This window comes from Streptomyces sp. ICBB 8177, from assembly GCF_003144095.1.
GTDB lineage: Bacteria > Actinomycetota > Actinomycetes > Streptomycetales > Streptomycetaceae > Streptantibioticus_D.
Map to the genome: position 1 here is coordinate 148,704 of NZ_NSKH01000003.1, position 21,695 is coordinate 170,398.

The 21,695-nt window shown below is 73.4% G+C and carries 10 protein-coding genes and 1 pseudogene; 7 read left to right on the forward strand and 4 right to left on the reverse strand.

The window, feature by feature from the left end:
• Positions 1-187 precede the first annotated feature (187 nt).
• Complete coding sequence (secA, locus tag CK485_RS03620; protein ID WP_109446843.1) at positions 188-2,974, forward strand: preprotein translocase subunit SecA; 2,787 nt, start codon at positions 188-190, stop codon at positions 2,972-2,974.
• A gap of 140 nt (positions 2,975-3,114) precedes the next feature.
• Here secA and CK485_RS03625 read toward each other — a convergent pair whose 3' ends face one another.
• A complete protein-coding gene (locus CK485_RS03625; protein WP_241968107.1) occupies positions 3,115-3,627 on the reverse strand; it encodes an Rv3235 family protein in 513 nt (170 codons plus the stop codon).
• Positions 3,628-3,978: 351 nt separating this feature from the next.
• Here CK485_RS03625 and CK485_RS03630 point away from each other — a divergent pair, with 351 nt between their 5' ends.
• Positions 3,979-4,485 (forward strand): hypothetical protein, encoded by a 507-nt coding sequence (locus CK485_RS03630; RefSeq protein WP_109446845.1) that lies wholly within the window; start codon positions 3,979-3,981, stop codon positions 4,483-4,485.
• 91 nt (positions 4,486-4,576) lie between these two features.
• Positions 4,577-5,239, forward strand: coding sequence for an HAD family hydrolase (locus CK485_RS03635; RefSeq protein WP_109446847.1), 663 nt, complete (start codon positions 4,577-4,579; stop codon positions 5,237-5,239).
• A gap of 99 nt (positions 5,240-5,338) precedes the next feature.
• On the opposite strand, the gene CK485_RS03640 is transcribed toward CK485_RS03635, so the two are convergent.
• The gene (locus CK485_RS03640) at positions 5,339-5,905 is read right to left on the reverse strand and encodes a DJ-1/PfpI family protein (RefSeq protein WP_109446849.1); all 567 of its coding nucleotides are present in this window, start codon (positions 5,903-5,905) and stop codon (positions 5,339-5,341) included.
• Between the two features lie 485 nt (positions 5,906-6,390).
• On the opposite strand from CK485_RS03640, the gene CK485_RS03645 reads away from it, so the two are divergent.
• Positions 6,391-11,361 (forward strand): NAD-glutamate dehydrogenase, encoded by a 4,971-nt coding sequence (locus tag CK485_RS03645; RefSeq protein ID WP_109446851.1) that lies wholly within the window; start codon positions 6,391-6,393, stop codon positions 11,359-11,361.
• Positions 11,362-11,467: 106 nt separating this feature from the next.
• Here CK485_RS03645 and CK485_RS03650 read toward each other — a convergent pair whose 3' ends face one another.
• The gene (locus CK485_RS03650) at positions 11,468-13,039 is read right to left on the reverse strand and encodes a hypothetical protein (protein WP_241968108.1); all 1,572 of its coding nucleotides are present in this window, start codon (positions 13,037-13,039) and stop codon (positions 11,468-11,470) included.
• Between the two features lie 250 nt (positions 13,040-13,289).
• On the opposite strand from CK485_RS03650, the gene CK485_RS03655 reads away from it, so the two are divergent.
• A complete protein-coding gene (locus CK485_RS03655; protein WP_109446853.1) occupies positions 13,290-14,378 on the forward strand; it encodes an acyltransferase family protein in 1,089 nt (362 codons plus the stop codon).
• Between the two features lie 91 nt (positions 14,379-14,469).
• Here CK485_RS03655 and CK485_RS03660 read toward each other — a convergent pair whose 3' ends face one another.
• Positions 14,470-17,622, reverse strand: a complete 3,153-nt coding sequence (locus CK485_RS03660) for an FtsK/SpoIIIE domain-containing protein (RefSeq protein WP_109446855.1) — start codon at positions 17,620-17,622, stop codon at positions 14,470-14,472.
• 561 nt (positions 17,623-18,183) lie between these two features.
• Here CK485_RS03660 and CK485_RS03665 point away from each other — a divergent pair.
• Together CK485_RS03665 and CK485_RS29365 are read left to right on the forward strand one after the other, a co-directional pair.
• Entirely contained in the window at positions 18,184-19,908 is a 1,725-nt protein-coding gene (locus CK485_RS03665; RefSeq protein ID WP_109446857.1) for a serine/threonine-protein kinase, read from the forward strand.
• Between the two features lie 237 nt (positions 19,909-20,145).
• Positions 20,146-21,357 (forward strand): annotated as a pseudogene (locus tag CK485_RS29365) (serine/threonine-protein kinase); the annotation flags it as partial.
• Between the last annotated feature and the right edge of the window lie 338 nt (positions 21,358-21,695).

Consider the following 21,695-nt stretch of genomic DNA (forward strand, 5'->3'; position numbering starts at 1 on the left):
CGCGCCCCCGGCGCACCGCGCGCGTCACCGTACGGGGTGATGGAACGCCGGTGCGCCGCCGGACCTCCCGGCGGAGTGGCCCCTTCGCTTACGATGGCCGGTGCGGTAGGTGCCCACGGCAAGGAGGGGCCCGCCGCGCCCAGCGCGAGAGAGCGTGCCAGGCCCGACCGGCAAGGAGCCAGCCTACGTGTCCGTCTTCGGCAAGATCCTGCGCGCAGGTGAGGGAAAGATCCTGCGCAAGCTGAACCGCATCGCGGAACAGGTGAAATCCATCGAAGAGGACTTCGTCAACCTGAGCGACGCGGAGCTGCGGGCCCTCACCGACGAGTACAAGCAGCGGTACGAGGATGGCGAAAGCCTCGACGACCTGCTGCCGGAGGCGTTCGCCACCGTTCGTGAGGCCGCCAAGCGGGTGCTCGGCCAGCGCCACTACGACGTCCAGATCATGGGCGGTGCCGCCCTGCACCTCGGCTACGTGGCCGAGATGCGCACCGGTGAGGGCAAGACCCTCGTCGGCACCCTGCCCGCGTACCTGAACGCGATCTCCGGCAAGGGCGTCCACCTGATCACGACCAACGACTACCTCGCCGAGCGCGACTCGGAGTGGATGGGCCGGGTCCACAAGTTCCTGGGCCTGAACGTCGGATGCATCCTCGCCAACATGACGCCCGCCGAGCGCCGTGAGCAGTACGCGTGCGACATCACCTACGGCACCAACAACGAGTTCGGCTTCGACTACCTGCGCGACAACATGGCGTGGTCGGCCGACGAACTGGTGCAGCGCGGGCACAACTTCGCGATCGTCGACGAGGTCGACTCCATCCTCATCGACGAGGCCCGCACCCCGCTGATCATCTCCGGCCCGGCCGACCAGGCCACCAAGTGGTACAGCGACTTCGCCAAGCTGGTGCTGCGCCTGAAGCTCGACCGCGACTACGAGGTCGACGAGAAGAAGCGCACCGTCGGCATCCTGGAGGAGGGCGTCACCCGGGTCGAGGACTGGCTGGGTATCGACAACCTCTACGAGTCGGTCAACACCCCCCTCGTCGGCTTCCTGAACAACGCCATCAAGGCGAAGGAGCTGTACAAGAAGGACAAGGACTACGTCGTCATGGACGGCGAAGTCATGATCGTCGACGAGCACACCGGCCGTATCCTCGCCGGCCGCCGCTACAACGAGGGCATGCACCAGGCGATCGAGGCCAAGGAGGGGGTGGAGATCCAGAACGAGAACCAGACGCTGGCCACCATCACCCTCCAGAACTTCTTCCGCCTCTACGACAAGCTGTCCGGCATGACCGGTACGGCCATGACGGAGGCCGCGGAGTTCTACCAGATCTACCAGCTCGGCGTGGTCCCCATCCCGACCAACCGCTCGGTGCAGCGCCTCGACAAGGCGGACCTGATCTACCGCACCGAGGAGGCGAAGTTCGCGGCGGTCGTCGAGGACATCGCGGAGAAGCACGAGAAGGGCCAGCCGGTCCTGGTCGGCACGACCTCGGTGGAGAAGTCGGAGTACCTCTCCCAGCAGCTCGCCAAGCGCGGCGTGCCGCACGAGGTGCTCAACGCCAAGCAGCACGACCGTGAGGCCACGATCGTCGCGCAGGCGGGCCGCAAGGGCGCCGTCACGGTGGCCACCAACATGGCCGGCCGCGGTACCGACATCAAGCTCGGCGGCAACCCCGACGACCTGGCCGAGGCGGAGCTGCGGCAGCGCGGCCTGGACCCGGTCGAGCACGTCGAGGAGTGGGCCGCGGCGCTGCCCGAGGCGCTCAAGCGCGCCGAGGCGGCGGTGAAGGCCGAGTTCGAGGAGGTCCGCGAGCTGGGCGGCCTGTACGTGCTGGGCACCGAGCGCCACGAGTCGCGGCGCATCGACAACCAGCTGCGCGGCCGCTCCGGCCGTCAGGGCGACCCGGGCGAGTCCCGCTTCTACCTGTCGCTGGGCGACGACCTGATGCGGCTGTTCAAGGCCCAGATGGTCGAGCGCGTCATGGCGATGGCCAACGTGCCGGACGACGTGCCGATCGAGAACAAGATGGTCACCCGCGCCATCGCCTCCGCGCAGTCGCAGGTCGAGCAGCAGAACTTCGAGATCCGCAAGAACGTCCTGAAGTACGACGAGGTGCTCAACCGGCAGCGCGAGGTCATCTACGGCGAGCGCCGCCGCGTCCTTGAGGGCGAGGACCTGCACGAGCAGATCGCCCACTTCATGGACGACACCATCGACGACTACATCAAGGCGGAGACCGGCGAGGGCTTCGCCGAGGAGTGGGACCTCGACCGGCTGTGGAGCGCGTTCGCGCAGCTGTACCCGATCAAGGTCACCATCGAGGACCTGGACGACGAGGCGGGCGACCGCGCCGGAGTCACCGCGGACCTCATCGCCGAGATGATCAAGGAAGACATCCACGAGCAGTACAAGGCCCGCGAGGACCAGCTCGGCTCGGAGATCATGCGCGAGCTGGAGCGCCGGGTCGTGCTGTCGGTGCTGGACCGCAAGTGGCGCGAGCACCTCTACGAGATGGACTACCTCCAGGAGGGCATCGGCCTGCGTGCCATGGCGCAGCGCGACCCGCTGGTGGAGTACCAGCGCGAGGGCTTCGACATGTTCAACGCGATGATGGACGGCATCAAGGAGGAGTCGGTCGGCTACCTGTTCAACCTGGAGGTCCAGGTCGAGCAGCAGGTCGAGGAGGTCCCGGTGCAGGCCGAGCCGGTCGACCTGGAGAAGCAGGACGCGGTGCCGGTCGGCGCCGGCCGCCCGGAGATCCGCGCCAAGGGCCTGGAGGCCCCGCAGCGTCCGGACCGGCTGCACTTCTCCGCGCCGACCGTGGACGGCGCGGGCGGCGTCATCGAGGGCGACTTCGCCGACGACGGCGAGGTCGACGGCCACGGTGGCGACTCCGACTCCGACGGCCTGACCCGCGCGGAGCGCCGCAAGGCCCAGAAGGGCGGCCGCCGCCGCAAGAAGTGACGCGGGCGCGCGATGCGCCGGTAGTCCAAGGGACCGCGCGCGTCGCGCCCGTGGTCCGAGGGGCCGGGTTCCGCAGCAGCGGGGCCCGGCCCCTCGCCCGTGCGGGGAGCTTCGTCCGGCGGTCGCGGGACCCGCGCTCGTCACCATGACGGGCCCGCCGCGTCCACGGCCGTGCAGCGCCAGCGCAGGTCCGCGCCGCGCTCCAGCCGGAAGGCGAGGGCGCGCGAGGCGTCCCCCGAGGCGACCCGGGCGAACGCCTCCAGCACGCCCGGCGCCACCACCCGGCAGCCGCAGCCGCGCACCAGCGGCACCGGCCGCCCCTTCGGCGGACGCAGCACGCCCTGCGCCGCCAGCTGCCACAGCCGGTCGTACGCGGCCTCGCCCGCCGTGTGGCCCAGCATCCAGGCGACCGGGCGCTGCCCGCTCAGGACCTCCAGCAGCCGGTCGGCGAACCAGCGGTGCGGCTGCACGCGCCGTGTGGTCTGCCGTACCGGGAGCGCTCCGGGGCGGCGGGCGTCGCGGCGGCTCGGGGGAGCGGTCACGGAGGGTGTCCGCCGCAGCGGTCGCGGCGCCCGCCGCCCGGCCGCCGCCCCCGCCGAGCCGGTCGTGGCAGGGGCGGCGGAGGTACTGGTCATCGTGGTGGTCGTCGTCATGGCCCTCGCCCCTTGCCGTCGGCAGTCGCGGTCGCTCTGCGTGATCGTCTCGATGTCAGACTTCTAACGACCGCGGAGCGCGGCGGACAAGGAAGAAGCGGGGCCGCGTCGGGGGTGCCGGAAGTTCACCTATCAGGGTGATTCGTGGTCCGGCGGGGTGAACCGGGGCCCGTACCACCGGCCCAGGGGCGGGGCAGGGCGTACGGCGCCAGGACCGGCGCGGTCGAGCGGATCCGCCCGAAGGGGTACCTGGCGGGGACCCGCGGCTGACCGCGCCGGCCGGTCCGACCGTATGCTGAGACCGTCCCCGTACGCAGGTCACGCCTTACGCAGGTCACCGGAGCGGCACCGATGCGCGTCTACATCCCCACCACCCTGCCCGCCCTCGCCGAGGCCCACCGGGCGGGCGAGCTGGGCCCGGCCCCGCTGGACGCCTACGCGGTCACCCCGGCGCTGCGCGAGTGGTACGTCTCCGACGACATCGAGGAGCTGGAGTACGCCGCGCTGACCCGCGCCGCGCAGACCAGCCTCCGCCTGCTCGCCGGGCAGCCGGACGCGGCTCGGCGGCGCGTCGTGGTCGCCGTCGACGTCCCCGACCAGGAGGCGGCGTTCGACCCGGACCGCGGACTCGATCCCGCGGCGCTCGGCGCGGTCCGGCTGGCCTCCGCCGTGCCGCTGGCCAAGGCCGCCGCGGTGCACGTGGACGCCGACGACGCGCAGGAGGACGTGGCCGCCGCCGCGGCGGCGCTGGGCGCGGCGGACGCGGGCGACGACGACGCGCGCTTCACGGTGGACGGCGCGGAGGACCACGAGCTGCTGTGGTTCGCGACCCAGGAGATCCCCGGCCTCATCGCCTGAGCCGACGTCCGGCCGGCGCGCGTCAGGCGCTCTGGCCTGCCGCGACGGACGGGAGGGGTCCGCTGTCGGTGGCCGCGGGTAGGGTCGTCGCATGGCCAGGGACCTGACCCACATCGTGTGGGACTGGAACGGCACGCTGTTCCACGACATCGACGCCGTCATCGAGGCGACCAACGCCGCGTTCGGCGAGCTGGGCCTGCCGCCGATCACCCTCGAGCGGTACCGCGAGCTGTACTGCGTGCCGGTGCCGAGGTTCTACGAGCGGCTGCTGGGGCGGCTGCCCACGAACGACGAGTGGCTGGTGATGGACCGCATCTTCCACCGCCACTACTGGACCCTGGCCGGCACCTGCGGGCTCGCCCAGGGCGCCGCCGAGCTGCTCGCCGCCCACCAGTCGGCCGGGCACACCCAGTCGCTGTGCTCCCTGGCCCCGCACGAGAAGCTGATACCGATCGTGGACACGCACGGCATCACCGGGCGCTTCGTGCGGGTGGACGGCGCCACCGGGCCGTCCGGCACCGGCAAGGCGGAGCACATGGCGCGCCACCTCGCGGCCCTCGACGGCGTCCTGGCGCGGCGCACGGTGGTCATAGGCGACGCGGTCGACGACGCGGTGGCGGCCGAGCACGTGGGCGCGCTGGCGGTGCTGTACACCGGCGGTTCGCACAGCAGGGCCAGCCTGGAGGCGGCCGGCGTGCCCGTGGTGGACACGCTCGCCGAAGCGGTCATGGAAGCCCTCCGCCTGACCGCCTGAGCCCCGATCGCCTGAGCCTCGATCGCCCGCGCCCCGATCGCCTGGCCCCGGTCGCCGCCTGAGCCCGGACCGCCCGCCTCGGCCCCGATCGCGGTGCCCTCAGCCGACCGGTGCCTTCTCGCGCAGGACCTTCAGGAACTCCCGCATCCACGCCGGGTGGTCCGGCCAGGCACGGGCCGAGACCATCACGCCGTCGACGACGGCCTCCGCGTCGTGGAAACGCGCGCCCGCGCTCTCCATGTCCGGCTCAAGCGCCGGGTAGGCCGCCGTGCGCCGCCCGTGGAGCGCCCCGACCGCCGCGGTGATCAGCGGACCGTGGCAGATCTGGGCGACCGGCTTGTCGGCGTCGAAGAACGCCTTGAGGATCTTGCGCAGCAGCGGATCGTTGCGCAGGTACTCCGGGGCCCGGCCGCCGGGGATCACCACGGCCGCGTACTGGCCGGGATCGACCTCGGAGAAGGCCAGGTCGGCGGGCCAGGTGTAGCCGGGCTTCTCGGTGTAGGTGTCGAAGCCCTCCTCGAAGTCGTGCACGACGAAGCGCAGCTTCTTCGCGGACGGCGCCGCGAGGTGGACCTCGTACCCCTCCTCGCGCAGCCGCTGGTACGGGTAGAGCACTTCCAGCGACTCCGCCGCGTCGCCGGTCACGATGAGAACCTTCGGTGCCATGGCGTCCTCCCGCCTTCCCGTCACACCGCTCCCGCCCTCACGCTCCACGCTGCACCGCACGGCGCCCTTTGCCAACCGGGCCGCGCGGGCGGCGACCGCCGAGGCGCCGCCGCGCGGGCGGCGACCACCCGAGGGGCGCACGCGGGGCGCGCTGCGGCGCGCGTTCGGCGCACTGTCCAAAGCGTCGAAGACGGGGATGTGGCTTTGTACACAAACGGTCCCTGACAGCTCCCCTCCCAGGAGCGATAGCCTTACCTGGTGATCAGCGCGATACCGAGCGACGGCGACGAGGCCGTCGAGCTGCGCCGCCGGCGGAATCCCGCCCGGCGCCCCGCTGGTCGTCACATCCGGGTCACAACACCGAACGCGCACCCGGATCGGCCCGTACGAGGCATAACGTCGTCCCCGAACGGCAACACCGCGCCGGGGCGACGCGCACATCAATCCCGACGTCACGCAACGGCGCGCGACAGGAGTCAGAGGACATGCAGACCAAGCTGGACGAAGCCAAGGCCGAGCTGCTCGACCGGGCGGCACGGGTAGCTGAGAACAGCCCGGCGGGGGGACTACCTGACGAGGGCCTCGACGCGGAGGCCATCGGAACGTTCCTCCAGCGCTACTACCTGCACACCGCGCCCGAGGACGTCGTCGACCGCGACCCGGTGGACGTCTACGGTGCCGCGCTGTCGCACTACCGCCTCGCCGAGACGCGCCCGCAGGGCACGGCGAACGTACGGGTGCACACCCCCTCGGTCGAGGAGAACGGCTGGACCTGCAGCCACACCGTCGTCGAGGTCGTCACCGACGACATGCCCTTCCTGGTGGACTCGGTCACCAACGAGCTGTCCCGCCAGGACCGCGCCATCCACGTCGTCATCCACCCGCAGGTCGTCGTCCGCCGTGACGTCACCGGCAAGCTGCTGGAGATCCTCGGCACCAGCAACCTGGTCGAGGCCGCCGGAGCCGGTCTGCCCGGCGCCCAGCTGCCGCACGACGCGCTGATCGAGTCGTGGATCCACGTCGAGGTGGACCGCGAGACCGACCGCGCCGACCTCAAGCAGATCACCTCCGACCTGCGCCGCGTGCTGTCCGACGTGCGCGAGTCCGTCGAGGACTGGACGAAGATGCGCGACGCCGCGCTGCGCATCGCCGACGAACTGGCCGCCACCCCGCCCGCGCTGCCGGAGCAGGAGGTCGGCGAGGCGTGGGAGCTGCTGCGCTGGCTCGCCGACGACCACTTCACCTTCCTCGGCTACCGCGAGTACAAGCTGACGACCGAGACGACCGCGGACGGCACCGAGGAGGACGTGCTGACCGCCGTCCCCGGCACCGGCCTGGGCATCCTGCGCTCCGACCCGGTGCACCGCGAGGACGAGGGCGGCAAGCCGATCGCCTCCTCGTTCAACCGGCTGCCGGCCGACGCCCGCGCCAAGGCCCGCGAGCCGCACCTGCTGATCCTCACCAAGGCCAACAGCCGCTCCACCGTCCACCGCCCCTCGTACCTGGACTACGTGGGCGTCAAGACCTTCGACTCCGAGGGCAACGTCACCGGTGAGCGCCGCTTCCTCGGCCTGTTCTCCTCCGCCGCGTACACCGAGTCCGTCACCCGGGTGCCCGTGGTGCGCCGCAAGGTGCAGGAAGTGCTGGCCGGTGCCGGGTTCGGCCCCGACAGCCACGACGGCCGGGACCTGCTGCAGATCCTGGAGACCTACCCGCGCGACGAGCTGTTCCAGACCGGCGCGGACGAGCTGCGGCCCATCGTCACCAGCGTCCTGTACCTCCAGGAGCGACGCAGGCTGCGGCTGTTCCTGCGGCAGGACGAGTACGGCCGCTACTACTCGGCCCTGGTCTACCTGCCGCGCGACCGCTACACCACCGAGGTGCGGCTGCGGCTGACCGAGATCCTGCGCGAGGAACTCCAGGGCCGCACCGTCGACTTCACCGCCTGGAACACCGAATCGGTGCTCTCCCGGCTGCACTTCGTCATCCGCGTCGCCCCCGGCACCCGCCTGCCGGAGCTGACCGACGCCGAGATCGACCGCATCGAGGCCCGGCTGGTGGAGGCCGCCCGCTCCTGGACCGACGGCTTCACCGAGGCACTGGGCGCCGAGTGCGGCGAGGAGCGCGCCGCCGAACTCGCCCGCCGTTACGCGCACGCCTTCCCCGAGGGCTACAAGGCCGACTTCTCCGCCCGCACCGCGGTCGCCGACCTCCAGCACCTCGAACAGCTCGCCCCCGAGGGCGACTTCACCCTCAGCCTCTACGAGCCGGTCGGCGCGGGCCCCGGCGAGCGCCGCTTCAAGATCTACCGCACCGGCGCCCCGGTCCTGCTCACCGAGGTGCTGCCGGTCCTGGAGCGCCTCGGCGTCGAGGTCGTCGACGAACGGCCGTACGAGCTCAAGCGCGCCGACCACTCCAAGGCGTGGATCTACGACTTCGGGCTGCGCCTGGACCGTTCGCTCGGCGACCTGGGCGACGACGCGCGCGAGCGCTTCCAGGAGGCGTTCTCCGCCACCTGGACCGGCAAGGCGGAGAACGACGGCTTCAACGCGCTGGTGCTGCGCGCCGGGCTGACCTGGCGCGAGGCGATGGTGCTGCGCGCGTACGCCAAGTACCTGCGGCAGGCCGGCGCCACCTTCAGCCAGGAGTACATGGAGGAGACCCTCCGCACCAACGTCCACACCACCCGGCTTCTGGTCAACCTCTTCCAGGCCCGCATGTCGCCCGACCACCAGCGGGCCGGCGCCGAGCTGACCGACGGCCTGCTGGAGGAGCTGGACGGCGCGCTGGACCAGGTCGCCTCGCTCGACGAGGACCGCATCCTGCGCGCGTTCCTCACCCTGATCAAGGCGACGCTGCGCACCAACTACTTCCAGCTGGACGGCGACGGCCACGCCCACCCGTACCTGTCGGTGAAGTTCGACCCGCAGGCCATCCCGGAGCTGCCCGCGCCGCGTCCGGCCTACGAGATCTGGGTCTACTCGCCGCGCGTCGAGGGCGTCCACCTGCGGTTCGGCAAGGTCGCCCGCGGTGGCCTGCGCTGGTCGGACCGCCGGGAGGACTTCCGCACCGAGGTCCTGGGCCTGGTCAAGGCGCAGATGGTCAAGAACACCGTCATCGTGCCGGTCGGCGCCAAGGGCGGCTTCGTCGGCAAGCGGCTGCCCGACCCGGCGGCCGACCGCGACGCGTGGCTGGCCGAGGGCATCGCCTCGTACAAGACGTTCATCTCGGGGCTGCTCGACATCACCGACAACCTGGTCGGCGGCGAGGTCGTGCCGCCCAAGGACGTCGTGCGGCACGACGGTGACGACACCTACCTGGTGGTCGCCGCCGACAAGGGCACCGCGGCCTTCTCCGACATCGCCAACGAGGTCGCGATCTCCTACGGCTTCTGGCTCGGCGACGCCTTCGCCTCCGGCGGCTCGGTCGGCTACGACCACAAGAAGATGGGCATCACCGCCAAGGGCGCCTGGGAGTCGGTCAAGCGGCACTTCCGCGAGATGGGCCACAACACCCAGGAAGAGGACTTCACGGTCGTCGGCGTCGGCGACATGTCCGGCGACGTCTTCGGCAACGGCATGCTGCTGAGCGAGCACATCCGCCTGGTCGCCGCCTTCGACCACCGGCACATCTTCCTCGACCCCGAGCCCGACGCGGCCTCCTCGTACGCGGAGCGGCGCCGGATGTTCGAACTGCCGCGCAGCAGCTGGGCCGACTACGACACCAAGCTGATCTCGGCCGGCGGCGGCGTCCACCCGCGCACCGCCAAGTCCATCGCGATCACCCCGCAGGTCCGCAAGGCGCTGGGCATCGAGTCCGGCGTCGCGAAGATGACGCCCGCGGAGCTGATGAAGGCCATCCTCCAGGCCCCGGTGGACCTGCTGTGGAACGGCGGCATCGGCACGTACGTGAAGGCGTCCACCGAGTCGCACGCCGACGTCGGCGACAAGGCCAACGACGCCATCCGCGTCAACGGCGACGAACTGCGCGTCAAGGTGGTCGGCGAGGGCGGCAACCTGGGCCTGACCCAGCTGGGCCGCATCGAGTTCGCCCGCAGCGGCGGCCCCGGCGGCAACGGCGGGCGGATCAACACCGACGCCATCGACAACAGCGCCGGCGTGGACGCCTCGGACCACGAGGTGAACATCAAGATCCTGCTCAACTCGGTCGTCGCGGACGGCGACCTGACCGTCAAGCAGCGCAACGCGCTGTTGGCGGAGATGACCGACGAGGTCGGCTCGCTGGTGCTGCGCAACAACTACGCGCAGAACGTGGCGCTCGCCAACTCCATGGCCCAGGCGCACAGCCTGCTCCCCGCCCAGCAGCGCTTCATGCGCCGCCTGGTGCGCGACGGCCACCTGGACCGGGCCCTGGAGTTCCTGCCCACCGACCGCCAGATCCGCGAGCGGCTCAGCGCCGGGCAGGGGCTGACCGACCCCGAGACCTGCGTGCTGCTCGCCTACACCAAGATCACGGCGGCCGACGAGCTGATCGCCACCGACCTGCCGGACGACCCGTACCTGCGCTCGCTGCTGCACGCGTACTTCCCGCACGCGCTGCGTGAACGGTTCGCCGCCCAGGTCGACGGGCACGCGCTGCACCGCGAGATCATCACCACGCTGCTGGTCAACGACACCGTCAACACCGGCGGCACGACGTTCCTGCACCGGCTGCGCGAGGAGACCGGCGCGTCCACCGAGGAGATCGTGCGGGCGCACACCGCCGCCCGGGCCATCTTCGACCTGGCCAGGATCTGGGACGACGTCGAGGCGCTGGACAACGTGGTGGCGGCCGACGCGCTGACCCGCATCCGGCTGCACTCGCGGCGGCTGGTCGAGCGCGGCACCCGCTGGCTGCTCAACAACCGCCCGCAGCCGCTCCAGATCGCCGAGACCATCGACTTCTTCGGCGAGCGCGTCGCGACGGTCTGGGCGCAACTGCCCAAGCTGCTGCGCGGTGCCGACCTGGAGTGGTACCAGGGCATCCACGACGAGCTGACCGGTGCCGGGGTGCCGGAGGAACTGGCGACCCGGGTCGCGGGCTTCTCCTCGGTCTTTCCCGCGCTCGACATCGTCGCGGTCGCCGACCGGGTCGACAAGGACGCGCTGGACGTCGCCGAGGTCTACTACGACCTGGCCGACCGGCTCTCCATCACCAAGCTGCTCGACCGCATCATCGAGCTGCCGCGGGCCGACCGCTGGCAGTCGATGGCGCGGGCGGCGATCCGCGAGGACCTGTTCGCGGCGCACGCGGCGCTGACCCAGGACGTGCTGTCGGCCGGCAACGGCGCCTCCACGCCGGAGCAGCGCTTCGAGGAGTGGGAGCGCAAGAACGCGGCGCTGCTGGGCCGTGCCCGCGCCACGCTGGAGGAGATCCAGGGCTCGGAGTCCTTCGACCTGGCGAACCTCTCGGTGGCGATGCGGACCATGCGCACCCTGCTGCGCACCCACAGCTGATCCGCCGAAGCAACTGGCCCGCTGAAGCAGTCGACTTGCTTGCGCAGCTGACCTGCTGAAGCGACGAGGGGCCCGCGGCACGCGCCGCGGGCCCCTTCGCCGTGCCTCAGCCGCCCAGCGCGACCAGCCGTTCGCCCGTGGCGTGGTCGGCCGCGACGACCCTGCCGCCGTACGGCACGGGCTGGCCGTGGTCGAGGAACGCCCAGCGCGCGTGGTAGCGGGCGGCGATCAGGCGCTGGACGGACGCGGTGGCGTGCGGCGAGAAGTAGGCGCGCACGTCGTGCGCTCGCCGGTCGCGCACCTCCGGCGTGAGCGAGGGGTCCGGCCAGGTGTCGGAGACCAGGAACATCCCGTACGCGGGCAGCACATGGGTGGCGTGGAAGTCGTCGGTGAGCACCGTGTCGCCCACCGGCACGCGGTCGGCCACCCACGCGTAGCTCGGCCAGGTCACCAGATGTGTCAGCCGTACCGGCCCGATCGGCGGCAGCTTCACGATCGCCGCGGTCTGCACCACAAGCCCCAGGCACGCGGCTGCCGCCGCCACCGCGGCCATCACCTTGCGCGCCGCCGACCACGGCCGGGCCCGGGTCAGCTCGACCGCCAGCGCGAACTGCGGCGGGAACAGCAGCAGTCCGAAGATCCGGCCGTAGGTGTAGTGCCCGCTGAACCAGCCGTACGCGGCGATGGCGACGTCGGCCAGCCACAGCAGCGGCAGCGGGTCCATCCGGTGCCGCCGCCAGCGCATCACCAACGCCGGGACACCGACCGCGCTCAGGCCGTACCAGGTGACCAACCGCCGCCCGTACAAGGCCTTGTGGAACTTGTCGACCGTGGTGTCGCCGACCAGGCCGAAGACGTCGTAGTACGGCCACAGCACCGCGATCGCCACCGCGACGCCGACCGTCAGCAGCCAGCGCGCCGCCACCCGCCGGTCCCAGCCGCGCTGCCAGCCCGCGACGATCGCCGCGATGCCTGCCGCCGCACCGATCGAGGTGATCGGGTGGATCAGCAGGATCAGGCCCATGCTCAGCCCCACCACCGCGTGCGTCAGCAGTGAGCAGCGGCGGCGCGCGGCGCGGGCGGTCAACGCCCAGGTGTGCAGGGCCAGTCCGATGGCGAACGCGGACGGGAAGGTCAGATTGCGCGTCATCGCGCCGACGTTGAGGAACCCGCTCCAGGCCGCCGGGCGGATCCCCCACAGCAGCATCATGGCGGCCAGCGCCAGCACCGGCACCCAGCGGTCGCGGCTGAGGGTGCGGGAGAACGCGGCGACACCCGTCAGCAGCACCGCGAGGTTCACCGCGCCCCAGCCGCGCAGCACCTGCCAGCCGGCCAGCCCGGTCGCCTTGGCGATCACCCCCAGCACCACGATCAGCGGGGAGTAGTAGGGGCTGTCGGTGCCCGGCAGGTCGACCAGCGGGTTGGCCGGATGCAGCGGGTTCGCCTTGACGCGTTCGATGGCGGAGGCGTGCTGGCCGAAGTCGGAGATGATGTTGTTGCGCCACGCGAGCACGTTCATCAGCACGAAGAAGACGCCCGCCACGACCACGTACGGACTCGGCCGTCGCAGCGTCAAGTACCGTACCCGCAGGCCCGGTTGGGGTCCGCCGTCGGCCGTGGCGGGATCTCGCGCGCGGTCCGCGCCGATCGTGCGGGTATCCGTCGTGGCGTCTGTCATGGGTCTCCCACCCTCTCGCCGGGCACCGAGAAGGATGACCGCGCCAGGGTTACGGGCAGGGGGCGCGCGGGCCGCGGGCGTCCGACGCCCGGCGGTATGTTTTGTGACGTGCGTGAAGTTTTGGGGTGTGGTCAGGTGTCCGAATGACGTTGGATGGCGGGCTTCATCCTGTGAAACATGTCACCCGTCGGAGTTATACGGCTCCCCGCACTTGCGGACCCCGGGTGGGTTCTGACTAGCGTCGAGTCCGATGACTACAGCGGACACTTTGCAGAAGAGCGACCCCGTCGCGGGAGAACCATCGGCGGAAGCGCTGGTGCCGCCAAGACCCCGCGCCGCTCGTGACCCGTTCTTCGACAACGCGAAGTTCCTGCTGGTCGTCCTCGTCGTCATCGGCCACAACTGGTACCCGCTCATCGGCCAGTCGCGCTCCGTCAAGGCCGCGTACATGGTCGTCTACGCGTTTCACATGCCCGCGTTCATCCTGCTCAGCGGCTACTTCTCGCGGAGCTTCGAGGCCCGCCCCGACCAGGTGCGCAAGCTCGTGAAGTCCGTGCTGCTGCCCTACCTGATCTTCCAGGTCATCTACCTGGTCGTCATCGACAAGATCGACAACCAGCCGTTCACGATGAACTGGAACTACCCCAGCTACCTGTGCTGGTTCCTGGTGGCGCTGTTCGCCTGGCGGCTGACCACACCGCTGTGGAAGGCGCTGCCGCAGCCCGTCGTGATCGCCGTGCTCATCTCCATCGTCGCCGGTCTGATGAACGTCGGACTGGACTTCGCCTTCGCCCGCATCCTGGAGTTCCTGCCCTGGTTCGTCGCCGGACTCTGCATGAAGCCGGAGCACTTCCAGTGGCTGCGGCGCTCGTCGGTGCGCCGCTGGAGCGCGGCCGCCGTGCTGGTCGCGCTGCCGGTCGCCTACCTGCTGGCCCCCGCCGCGAACGTCAAGTGGCTGGACAACGAGTGGGGCACCGACACCCTCGGCGTCGGCGACGCGGAGTACGTCGGCATACGGCTCGCGCTGCTGCTGGCCAGCACGATCATGGTGATCTCGGTGCTGGCGCTCGTCCCGCGCCGCAAGCTGTGGTTCACCGCGCTGGGCGCCGTGACCATGTACCCCTACCTGCTGCACGGGCTGGTCGTGCAGGCCGGTGAGTGGGCGGGCGTGCACAACGAAGTCGCCAAGGACGGGCCGCTCGCCGTCGTCTCGCTGACCGCGGGCGCGGTGCTGCTGGCGCTGGTGCTGGCCTCCCCGCCGGTGCGGAAGCTGGCGCACTGGGCGGTCGAGCCGTCGGTGCCGCGCCCGCCGAGCCCGAGGGCGCTGCTGGGCCGCTGAGTCCCCGAACGGGTGAGGGGCGTGGACGTCACCGGCGTCCACGCCCCTCACCCGTTCGCGGGCCTCTCGCCCTCCCGGTCGCACCCTCGCGTTACGACGACTCCGCCGCGCGGACCAGCGCGCTGGCCAGCAGAGCCAGGTCGGTCGGGCCGTTGCCCAGCTCGCGGGGGGTCCTGCGGGTCGGCGGATCACCCATCCGCTCCCACTCGAGCGGCACGACCGTGGGCCGCAGCGTCGCCGTGCGCGGGATGCGGCCACTGACCCGGCCCGCCTGGAACGGCGTCACCCCGCCGTCCGGCCTGCGCAGGTAGCCCCGCCCCGGCACCGCCTCGTCCAGCCCGGCCGGGTCCTCGACGTGCACCAGCAGCGCGGCCGACTCCGGGTCCTCGGTGCGCAGCGCGATCCGCAGCCGCGACAGCTCGTCCGCCTCGGTGCCCGCGGTGCGCTCCGGGCGCCCGGTGGACAGCACCAGGTGGACCCCGAGCCGGGCACCCGCCCGGGCGGCCGCCTCCACCGCGCGGACCACGGAACCGGCCGCGGGCCGCCCCGGGCTGCCCAGCGCGGGCGCGGTCAGCGCGTCGAAGTCGTCGACCACCACGACCAGCCGGGGCAACTCCTCGCCCGCGCGGGTGCGCAGCTTCAGCGATCCCCGCGCGGCCTCCTGCGCCGCTTCCCGCGCCGAGGGCGAGCGGTCCGCCTCGGCGGCCGGCGCGGTGCGCTCGGGGGGCGTCGTGCCGGCCCGGGCGCGCGGGGCGGCCGACTGCGCGGCGAGCGCCCGCTCGGCCTGCCAACGGTCGAAGGACGTGCCGTCCAGCAACTCCTCGCGCCGCTTCAGCTCCGCCGCCAGGCCCTGCGCGAACTCCCGCATCCGGACCGGATCGCCGGCCGCCAGATGGGTGCCGACCTGCGGCAGGTCGGTGCAGACCCGCAGGCCCTCGCCGCGCTCCGGGGCGCCGTCGACCAGCACCAGCTCCAGCCGCTCCGGGCGGGCGGAGGCCGCCAGCGCCGCCGCCACCGACCGCAGCAGCTCCGTCTTCCCCGAGCCGGGCGCCCCGCCGACCAGCAGATGGGGGCCCTCGGCGGCCAGGTCGACGGTGACCGGACCCTCGGGACCGCTGCCCAGCGCGGCCCGCGGCGCGTCCGCCCCGGCACTCCAGCGCGCGGCGACCTTGGACGGCGTGGCGACCGCCAGGTCGAGCGCGTCCAGCAGGCGGGCCGTCGTGGGCAGCGCGGTACGCGTCGTACGCCCCGCGCGGTCGGTCTCGCGCAGCGGCGCCAGCGCCCGCGCGAACCGCTCGGCCCAGGCGGGCGAGACCGCGTCCACGGTGACGTGCGAGACCGCGTCCACCGCGCCGTGCGACGGGCCGCCGGGGGTGAGGCTCAGCGTGGTCGCCACCTCACCGTCCAGCCGGGCCGTCGCGCCGCACCGGGCGACCGGCTCCTGCGGCGGGGCGGCCAGGCACAGCACGTGCACCCCGGCGGCCGGACCGGCCTGCGTCAGCCGCGCCACGCTCTCCCGCAGCGCCGCGGAACCCGGATCGCCGTCCACCACGAGCAGGGTGAACGGTCCGCCTCGGCGGGCGGCGGCCTCGGCGACCGCGCTCTCGCCCGCCGCCGCCCAGCCGGGCCCCAGCGGCCCGTCCTCCAGCCGCCGGGCCAGCTCGGCCGTGCGCGCCTCGGCCTGGTCACGGTCGAAGGCGAGCAGCAGACGGCAGTCCTGGCCGTGCGCCGGACGCAGGTGGGGCAGCCAGGACAGCCACGCCCACTCCTCCACGCGCTGCTCGGCCGGGCGCCCGCGATCCGCGCTGAGCAGCACGACCTCCAGGGCGGTGGGGGAGTGCAGCGCGCACAGCTGCGCGACGACGGAGCGGGCCAGGCCGCTCAGCCTCGGGCGCGGGCCGGTCAGCGCCAGCGAGCCGGTACGGCGCAGGTCGACGGTGACCGGGACCGCGGGCAGGGTGCCGAGCGCGGTGGGCAGGTCGGCGGTGCCCAGCCGCACCGTCAGGGCCGCCGGGTGGTCCGGGCCCCGCTCCCACAGGCGCGGGCCCGGGCCGAGCGCGGTGACCAGGACGGTGGCCGGGTCGGGTGACCGCTCGCGCAGCGCGGCGGCCTCTGCGGCGAGCCGGTCGGCGTCCTCACGCCCCGATCCGGCGCGGGCGCCGCCCGGCCGCCCGGAGGCGATCCGCCGAGCCCAGGCCCCTATGGCACCGCCGCGCCCGCTGTCCTGGCCGGAGGCGGCGCCGTCGCGTCCCGTGCCGCCCGGGGCCGCGCAGGCCTGGCCCGGGGCGCTCCCGCGTCCGGCGAGCGTGACGGCGTCCCGGCTCGCCGACGTCAGCCGGTCCCGGGTGTCGGCCCGCCCGTCACCGCCGAACGCCCCGCCCGGAGCGGAGCCCACGACACCCGGCCCGAGGTGACCCGCGCCCGCCTCCGAAGGACCCGCGCCGCCCGGTCCTGTGCCGCCGGAAGTCCGCGGGGTCGTCGTGGCGCCCGGAGCGGACGGGGCGCCCGCCCTCAGCGGTCCGCGCGGCGCCGGGACGCGCCCCGCGCCGGAGCCGGGTGTCACCCGAAGGTGTCCCTCGGCGTCGGGCACCACGGGGGGCCCCGGGGGAGGCGGGGGCGTGCCGCCGTCGTACGCGGCCGACGGCTCCACCCGCAGCGTCGACTCTCCGGTGCGCAGCAGCGCTCCCGGGGCCAGCGGCACCGGACGCGGTCCGACCGGGCGGCCGTCGAGGTACGTGCCGTTGGTCGAGCCCAGGTCGGCGACGAGGAAGCGGCCGTCCGCGTCGAGCGTCACGGCGCAGTGCAGCCGGGAGACGTCCGGGTCGTCCAGCGGCACGTCGGCGTCCGCGGACCGGCCGATCCGCACCTGGCCGCCCTGGAGCAGATGGACACCGCCCGCGTCGGGCCCGCCCACGACGAGCAGCCGGGCCGGGGCGGCGGGGGTGGGGTGCCCTGCGTGCAGCGGGCCCTCGTGACCCGGGTCGGCCGGGGCGTGCACGGAGAGGACGGCGCCGTCCACCAGCGGCGGCACGCCCAGCACGGAGGCCTTGGGGTCGAGCCGCCGGGTGCCCGCGTAGAGCACCACGGAGGAGCCGGAACCGGACGAGCGCGCCGGCTGCCCGGATCCGGCGCTCGCCGCGAGCGCGCCCGCCACCGCGCCGAGGGCCGTGCCGGCGGGGGCGGTCACCAGCACGTCGCGGGCGCGAGCACCGCGCGGCCCCAGGACGGTCAGCCGGATCTGCATCGTCGTCCGCGTCCCTTCACCAGGAAGCCCGGCGGGGGCGCTGTCTCCCCCACCGCGTCGTACGGAAGGCATCCTCCCACCCGCCACTGACACCCCGCCCTCGGCATCCCCCGCAACGATCTTGTCCGGTCACGGGTGGATCACCGGTGGACGAAGGACGGATCGCACACGGACCGCGGCCGGACGAATTCGGACGGAACGCGACGCGCCCCGGAGGCGGTCCGCGCAGCAGCCCGCGAGGCCGGCCCCGGAACGGCTCCCGACAGGGCGCGATACCGCCTGCGCCGACCGCGTCCGCCCGCCCGGGCAACCAATGCCGCCGCGATGACGTCCTCGATGCCAGCGGAGCCGGTTCCGGGCCGGCCCGCGACCCGCCGAGGGCGGAAGCGGACATCGGGGGACGGAAAGGGGAGCGGATCCGGAAGCGCGAGGGGAGCCGGTCGTCACGACCGCCGCCCGCCCGCACGACCGGACCCCGCGAGGCGTCCCGCACTACAGTGGGGCGGACGGGCCCGCACCGGCCCGGTGAACGTTGACCACCACGATCTGGGAGCGCATGACGTGCGGCCGGTAGGCAGCAAGTACTTGCTGGAGGAGCCGCTCGGGCGAGGAGCCACGGGCACCGTCTGGCGGGCCCGGGTACGCGAGGCCGCGGAGCCGGTCGAAGGCGTCGAGTCGCGGCCCGGCGAGGTCGTGGCGATCAAGGTCCTCAAGGAGGAGCTGGCCGGCGACCCGGACGTGGTGATGCGCTTCCTGCGCGAGCGTTCCGTACTGCTGCGGCTCACCCACCCCAACATCGTGCGCACCCGCGACCTGGTCGTCGAGGGCGACCTGCTCGCACTGGTGATGGACCTGGTCGACGGCCCGGATCTCCACCGCTATGTACGCGACAACGGCCCGTTCAGCCCGATGGGCGCCGCGCTGCTGACCGCGGGCATCGCCGACGCGCTGGCCGCCAGCCACGCGGACGGCGTCGTGCACCGCGACCTGAAGCCCGCCAACGTGCTGCTGGCGACCAACGCCGACGGCTCCGAGATGCACCCGATGCTCACCGACTTCGGCATCGCGCGCCTCGCGGACTCGCCCGGCGTCACCCGAACGCACGAATTCGTCGGCACGCCCGCCTACGTCGCCCCGGAGTCCGCCGAGGGACGGCCGCAAACCTCGGCCGTCGACGTCTACGGCGCGGGCATCCTGCTGTACGAGCTGGTCACCGGCCAGCCGCCGTTCCGCGGCGAGAGCGCCCTCGAAGTGCTCCACCAGCACCTGAGCGCGCAACCGCGCCGCCCGTCCACCGTGCCCGAGCCGCTGTGGACGGTGATCGAGCGCTGCCTGCGCAAGAACCCCGAGGAGCGCCCCAGCGCGCTCAACCTGGCCCGCGCCCTGCGCGTCGTCGGCCACGGCGTCGGGGTGCACGCCACCCCGCAGGCCGCCGAGGCCGCCCTCGGCGTCGCCGCGCTGCTCGTCCCCGACCCCGATCCGGCCCGCGTGCCCGGCACCGGCACCGCGGCGGGCAACGGTCTCGGCGCGGGAGGCGGCTCCGGCGAGGCCGCCCCCACGCAGGTGCTGCCCGGCGGCAGCCGCGGCCCGCTGCCCGGCGGCTTCGGCCCCGCCGACCCGAACGCGGCCACCAGCGTGCTGCCCAGCACCGGTTCCGGCTCCGGCGGCGGTGACGACGCGGCGGGCGGCACCCGGGTCATGCCCCCGATGCCGGACGGCACCCCGCCGCAGCCGCAGGGCCCGCACCCGTGGGAGTCGCAGCTGAGCGCGGCCCGAAGCCGCAACGAGCAGACCGAGGTGCGCTACCTCGACCCCAGCGAGGACCCGCTGCGCCACCGCCCGCGCCGCAGGCCGGGGCAGGGCCAGCTGCCCCCCGACCTCGCCCGCCCCCAACAGCCGTACCCCCAGCAGCAGTACGGCGGACAGCAGCGGTACGCGGGAGCCCCGCAGCCCCAGCGGTACGCGGAACCGCAGCCGCAGCGCTACGCGGAACCGCAGCGCCGCCCGGAGCGCGAGCCCGCGCCGCGCCGCGAGCCGAGGCCGCGCAGCCGCATGCGCATCCCCGGTGCGGGCTGCCTCAAGGGCTGCCTGTTCATGGTCGCGATCATCGTGGTCATCGGCGTGCTGGTGTGGAACTTCACGCCGGTGCCGCAGTGGGTCGCGGACGGCCGCAGCTGGTGGCAGGCGAGCAGCGACTGGGTCCGCTCGGCCTGGCACTGGGTCTCCAGCCTCGGAAACTCCGCCGGCACCGTCCGGCGGTCCGTGCCCACGAACTACGGGCAGTAGGGCGGCGGTCAGCGCTCCGGCGGGCGGTCAGCGCTCCGGCGGGGGTCAACTGCCCCGCCGGAGACGCTCACTGAGGTGATTTGTCGACTTCCTGAGGGTGATTTCCCGCGCAGAAGCCGCACTCACCACCCTCCGGTGCCCCCAACACCCCCTCCTCCGCGTAGCTTTGTCGCCAACGCATTCGCCGCGGCGGACCGTCGTACGACATCCGCGGGCGTGGGACGAGTCGGAGCAGCCTTGGCACGGAAGATCGGCAGCCGGTACACCGCCCAGCAGGTCCTCGGGCGGGGATCCGCCGGAACGGTATGGCTGGGCGAGGGACCCGAAGGTCCGGTCGCCATCAAGCTGCTGCGCGAGGACCTCGCCTCCGACCAGGACCTGGTCGGCCGCTTCGTGCAGGAACGCACCGCGCTGCTCTCCCTCGACCACCCCCGCATCGTCGGCATCCGCGACCTGGTCGTCGACGGCACCGACCTCGCCCTGGTGATGGACCTGGTGCGCGGCTCCGACCTGCGCTCCCGGCTCGAACGCGACCGCCGCCTCGCCCCCGAGACCGCGGTCGCCATCACCGCCGACGTCGCCGACGCGCTGGCCGCCGCGCACGCCGCGGGCGTCGTCCACCGCGACGTCAAGCCGGAGAACGTGCTGCTGGACGCCGCCGCCCCCACCGGCCCCGGCGGCGCCCCGCCCGCGCTGCTCACCGACTTCGGCATCGCCCGCCTCGTGGACGCCCCGCGCCGCACCCGCGCCACCCGCATCATCGGCACGCCCGACTACCTGGCCCCCGAGATCATCGAGGGCCTGCCGCCGCGCGCCAGCGTCGACATCTACGCGCTCGCCACCGTGCTGTACGAACTGCTGGCCGGCTTCGCGCCGTTCGGCGGCGGCCACCCCGGCGCCGTGCTGCGGCGGCACGTCACCGAGACCGTCACCCCGCTGCCCGGCGTCCCGGAACCGCTGTGGCAGATCCTCGCCCAGTGCCTGGCCAAGGCGCCCGCCTCCCGGCTGACCGCGGGCGAACTCGGCGACCGGCTGCGCGGAACGCTGCCCCTGCTGGCCGGGGCGCCGCCGATCGAGGTCGCCGCACCGGACGGCCGCGGCGAGGAGGCCCGGGACGCGTACGACGACGAGGACGAGGCGGGGGAGGCGGCGCACGGCGAACGGCCGGAGGGCGTCCGGCGCGGCGCCGTGCCGCTGGTGCGCGGCGCGGCCCCCGACTCCAGCCGCGACACCCACACCAGCATCAAGCTGCCGACCGCCGAGGAACTGGCCGCGGGCCCGCCCGGCGCCCGCCGCGATCCGTACGACCGCGGCAACCACGGCCACAAGCACCGCGCGGTGCCCGTCGCGGTGCGGCGGCGCAGACTGAAGCTGGCCGCCGCGGCCGCCGCCACCGTGGTCGCGGCGGGGCTCGGCGGCTGGGCGCTGGCCTCCGGGGGCGACGGCGGCAAGCACCACGCGCGCCAGGACGACGCCCCCGGTTCCGGCACCCAGGGCCACGCGATCCCCACCGCGCCCACCGGTACCGCGGCCTCCCCGCAGGGCGGCACCGGGGCACCGGTCGCGTTGCCGCGCTGGTCGGCGTTCCACGACCTGCCGAGGGCGGGCGTCCCCCTCACCGGCGGCCCCCGCGCGCTCGACCTCGCCGGGACCACCTACGTCTTCGCCCGCGGCACCGACCAGAACATCTGGTACCTGACCAGGGACGACGCGACCGGCCGCTACGGCTCGTGGCAGCGGCTGACCGGCATACACGTCGCCGACGACCCGGCCGTGGTGTCCGCCTC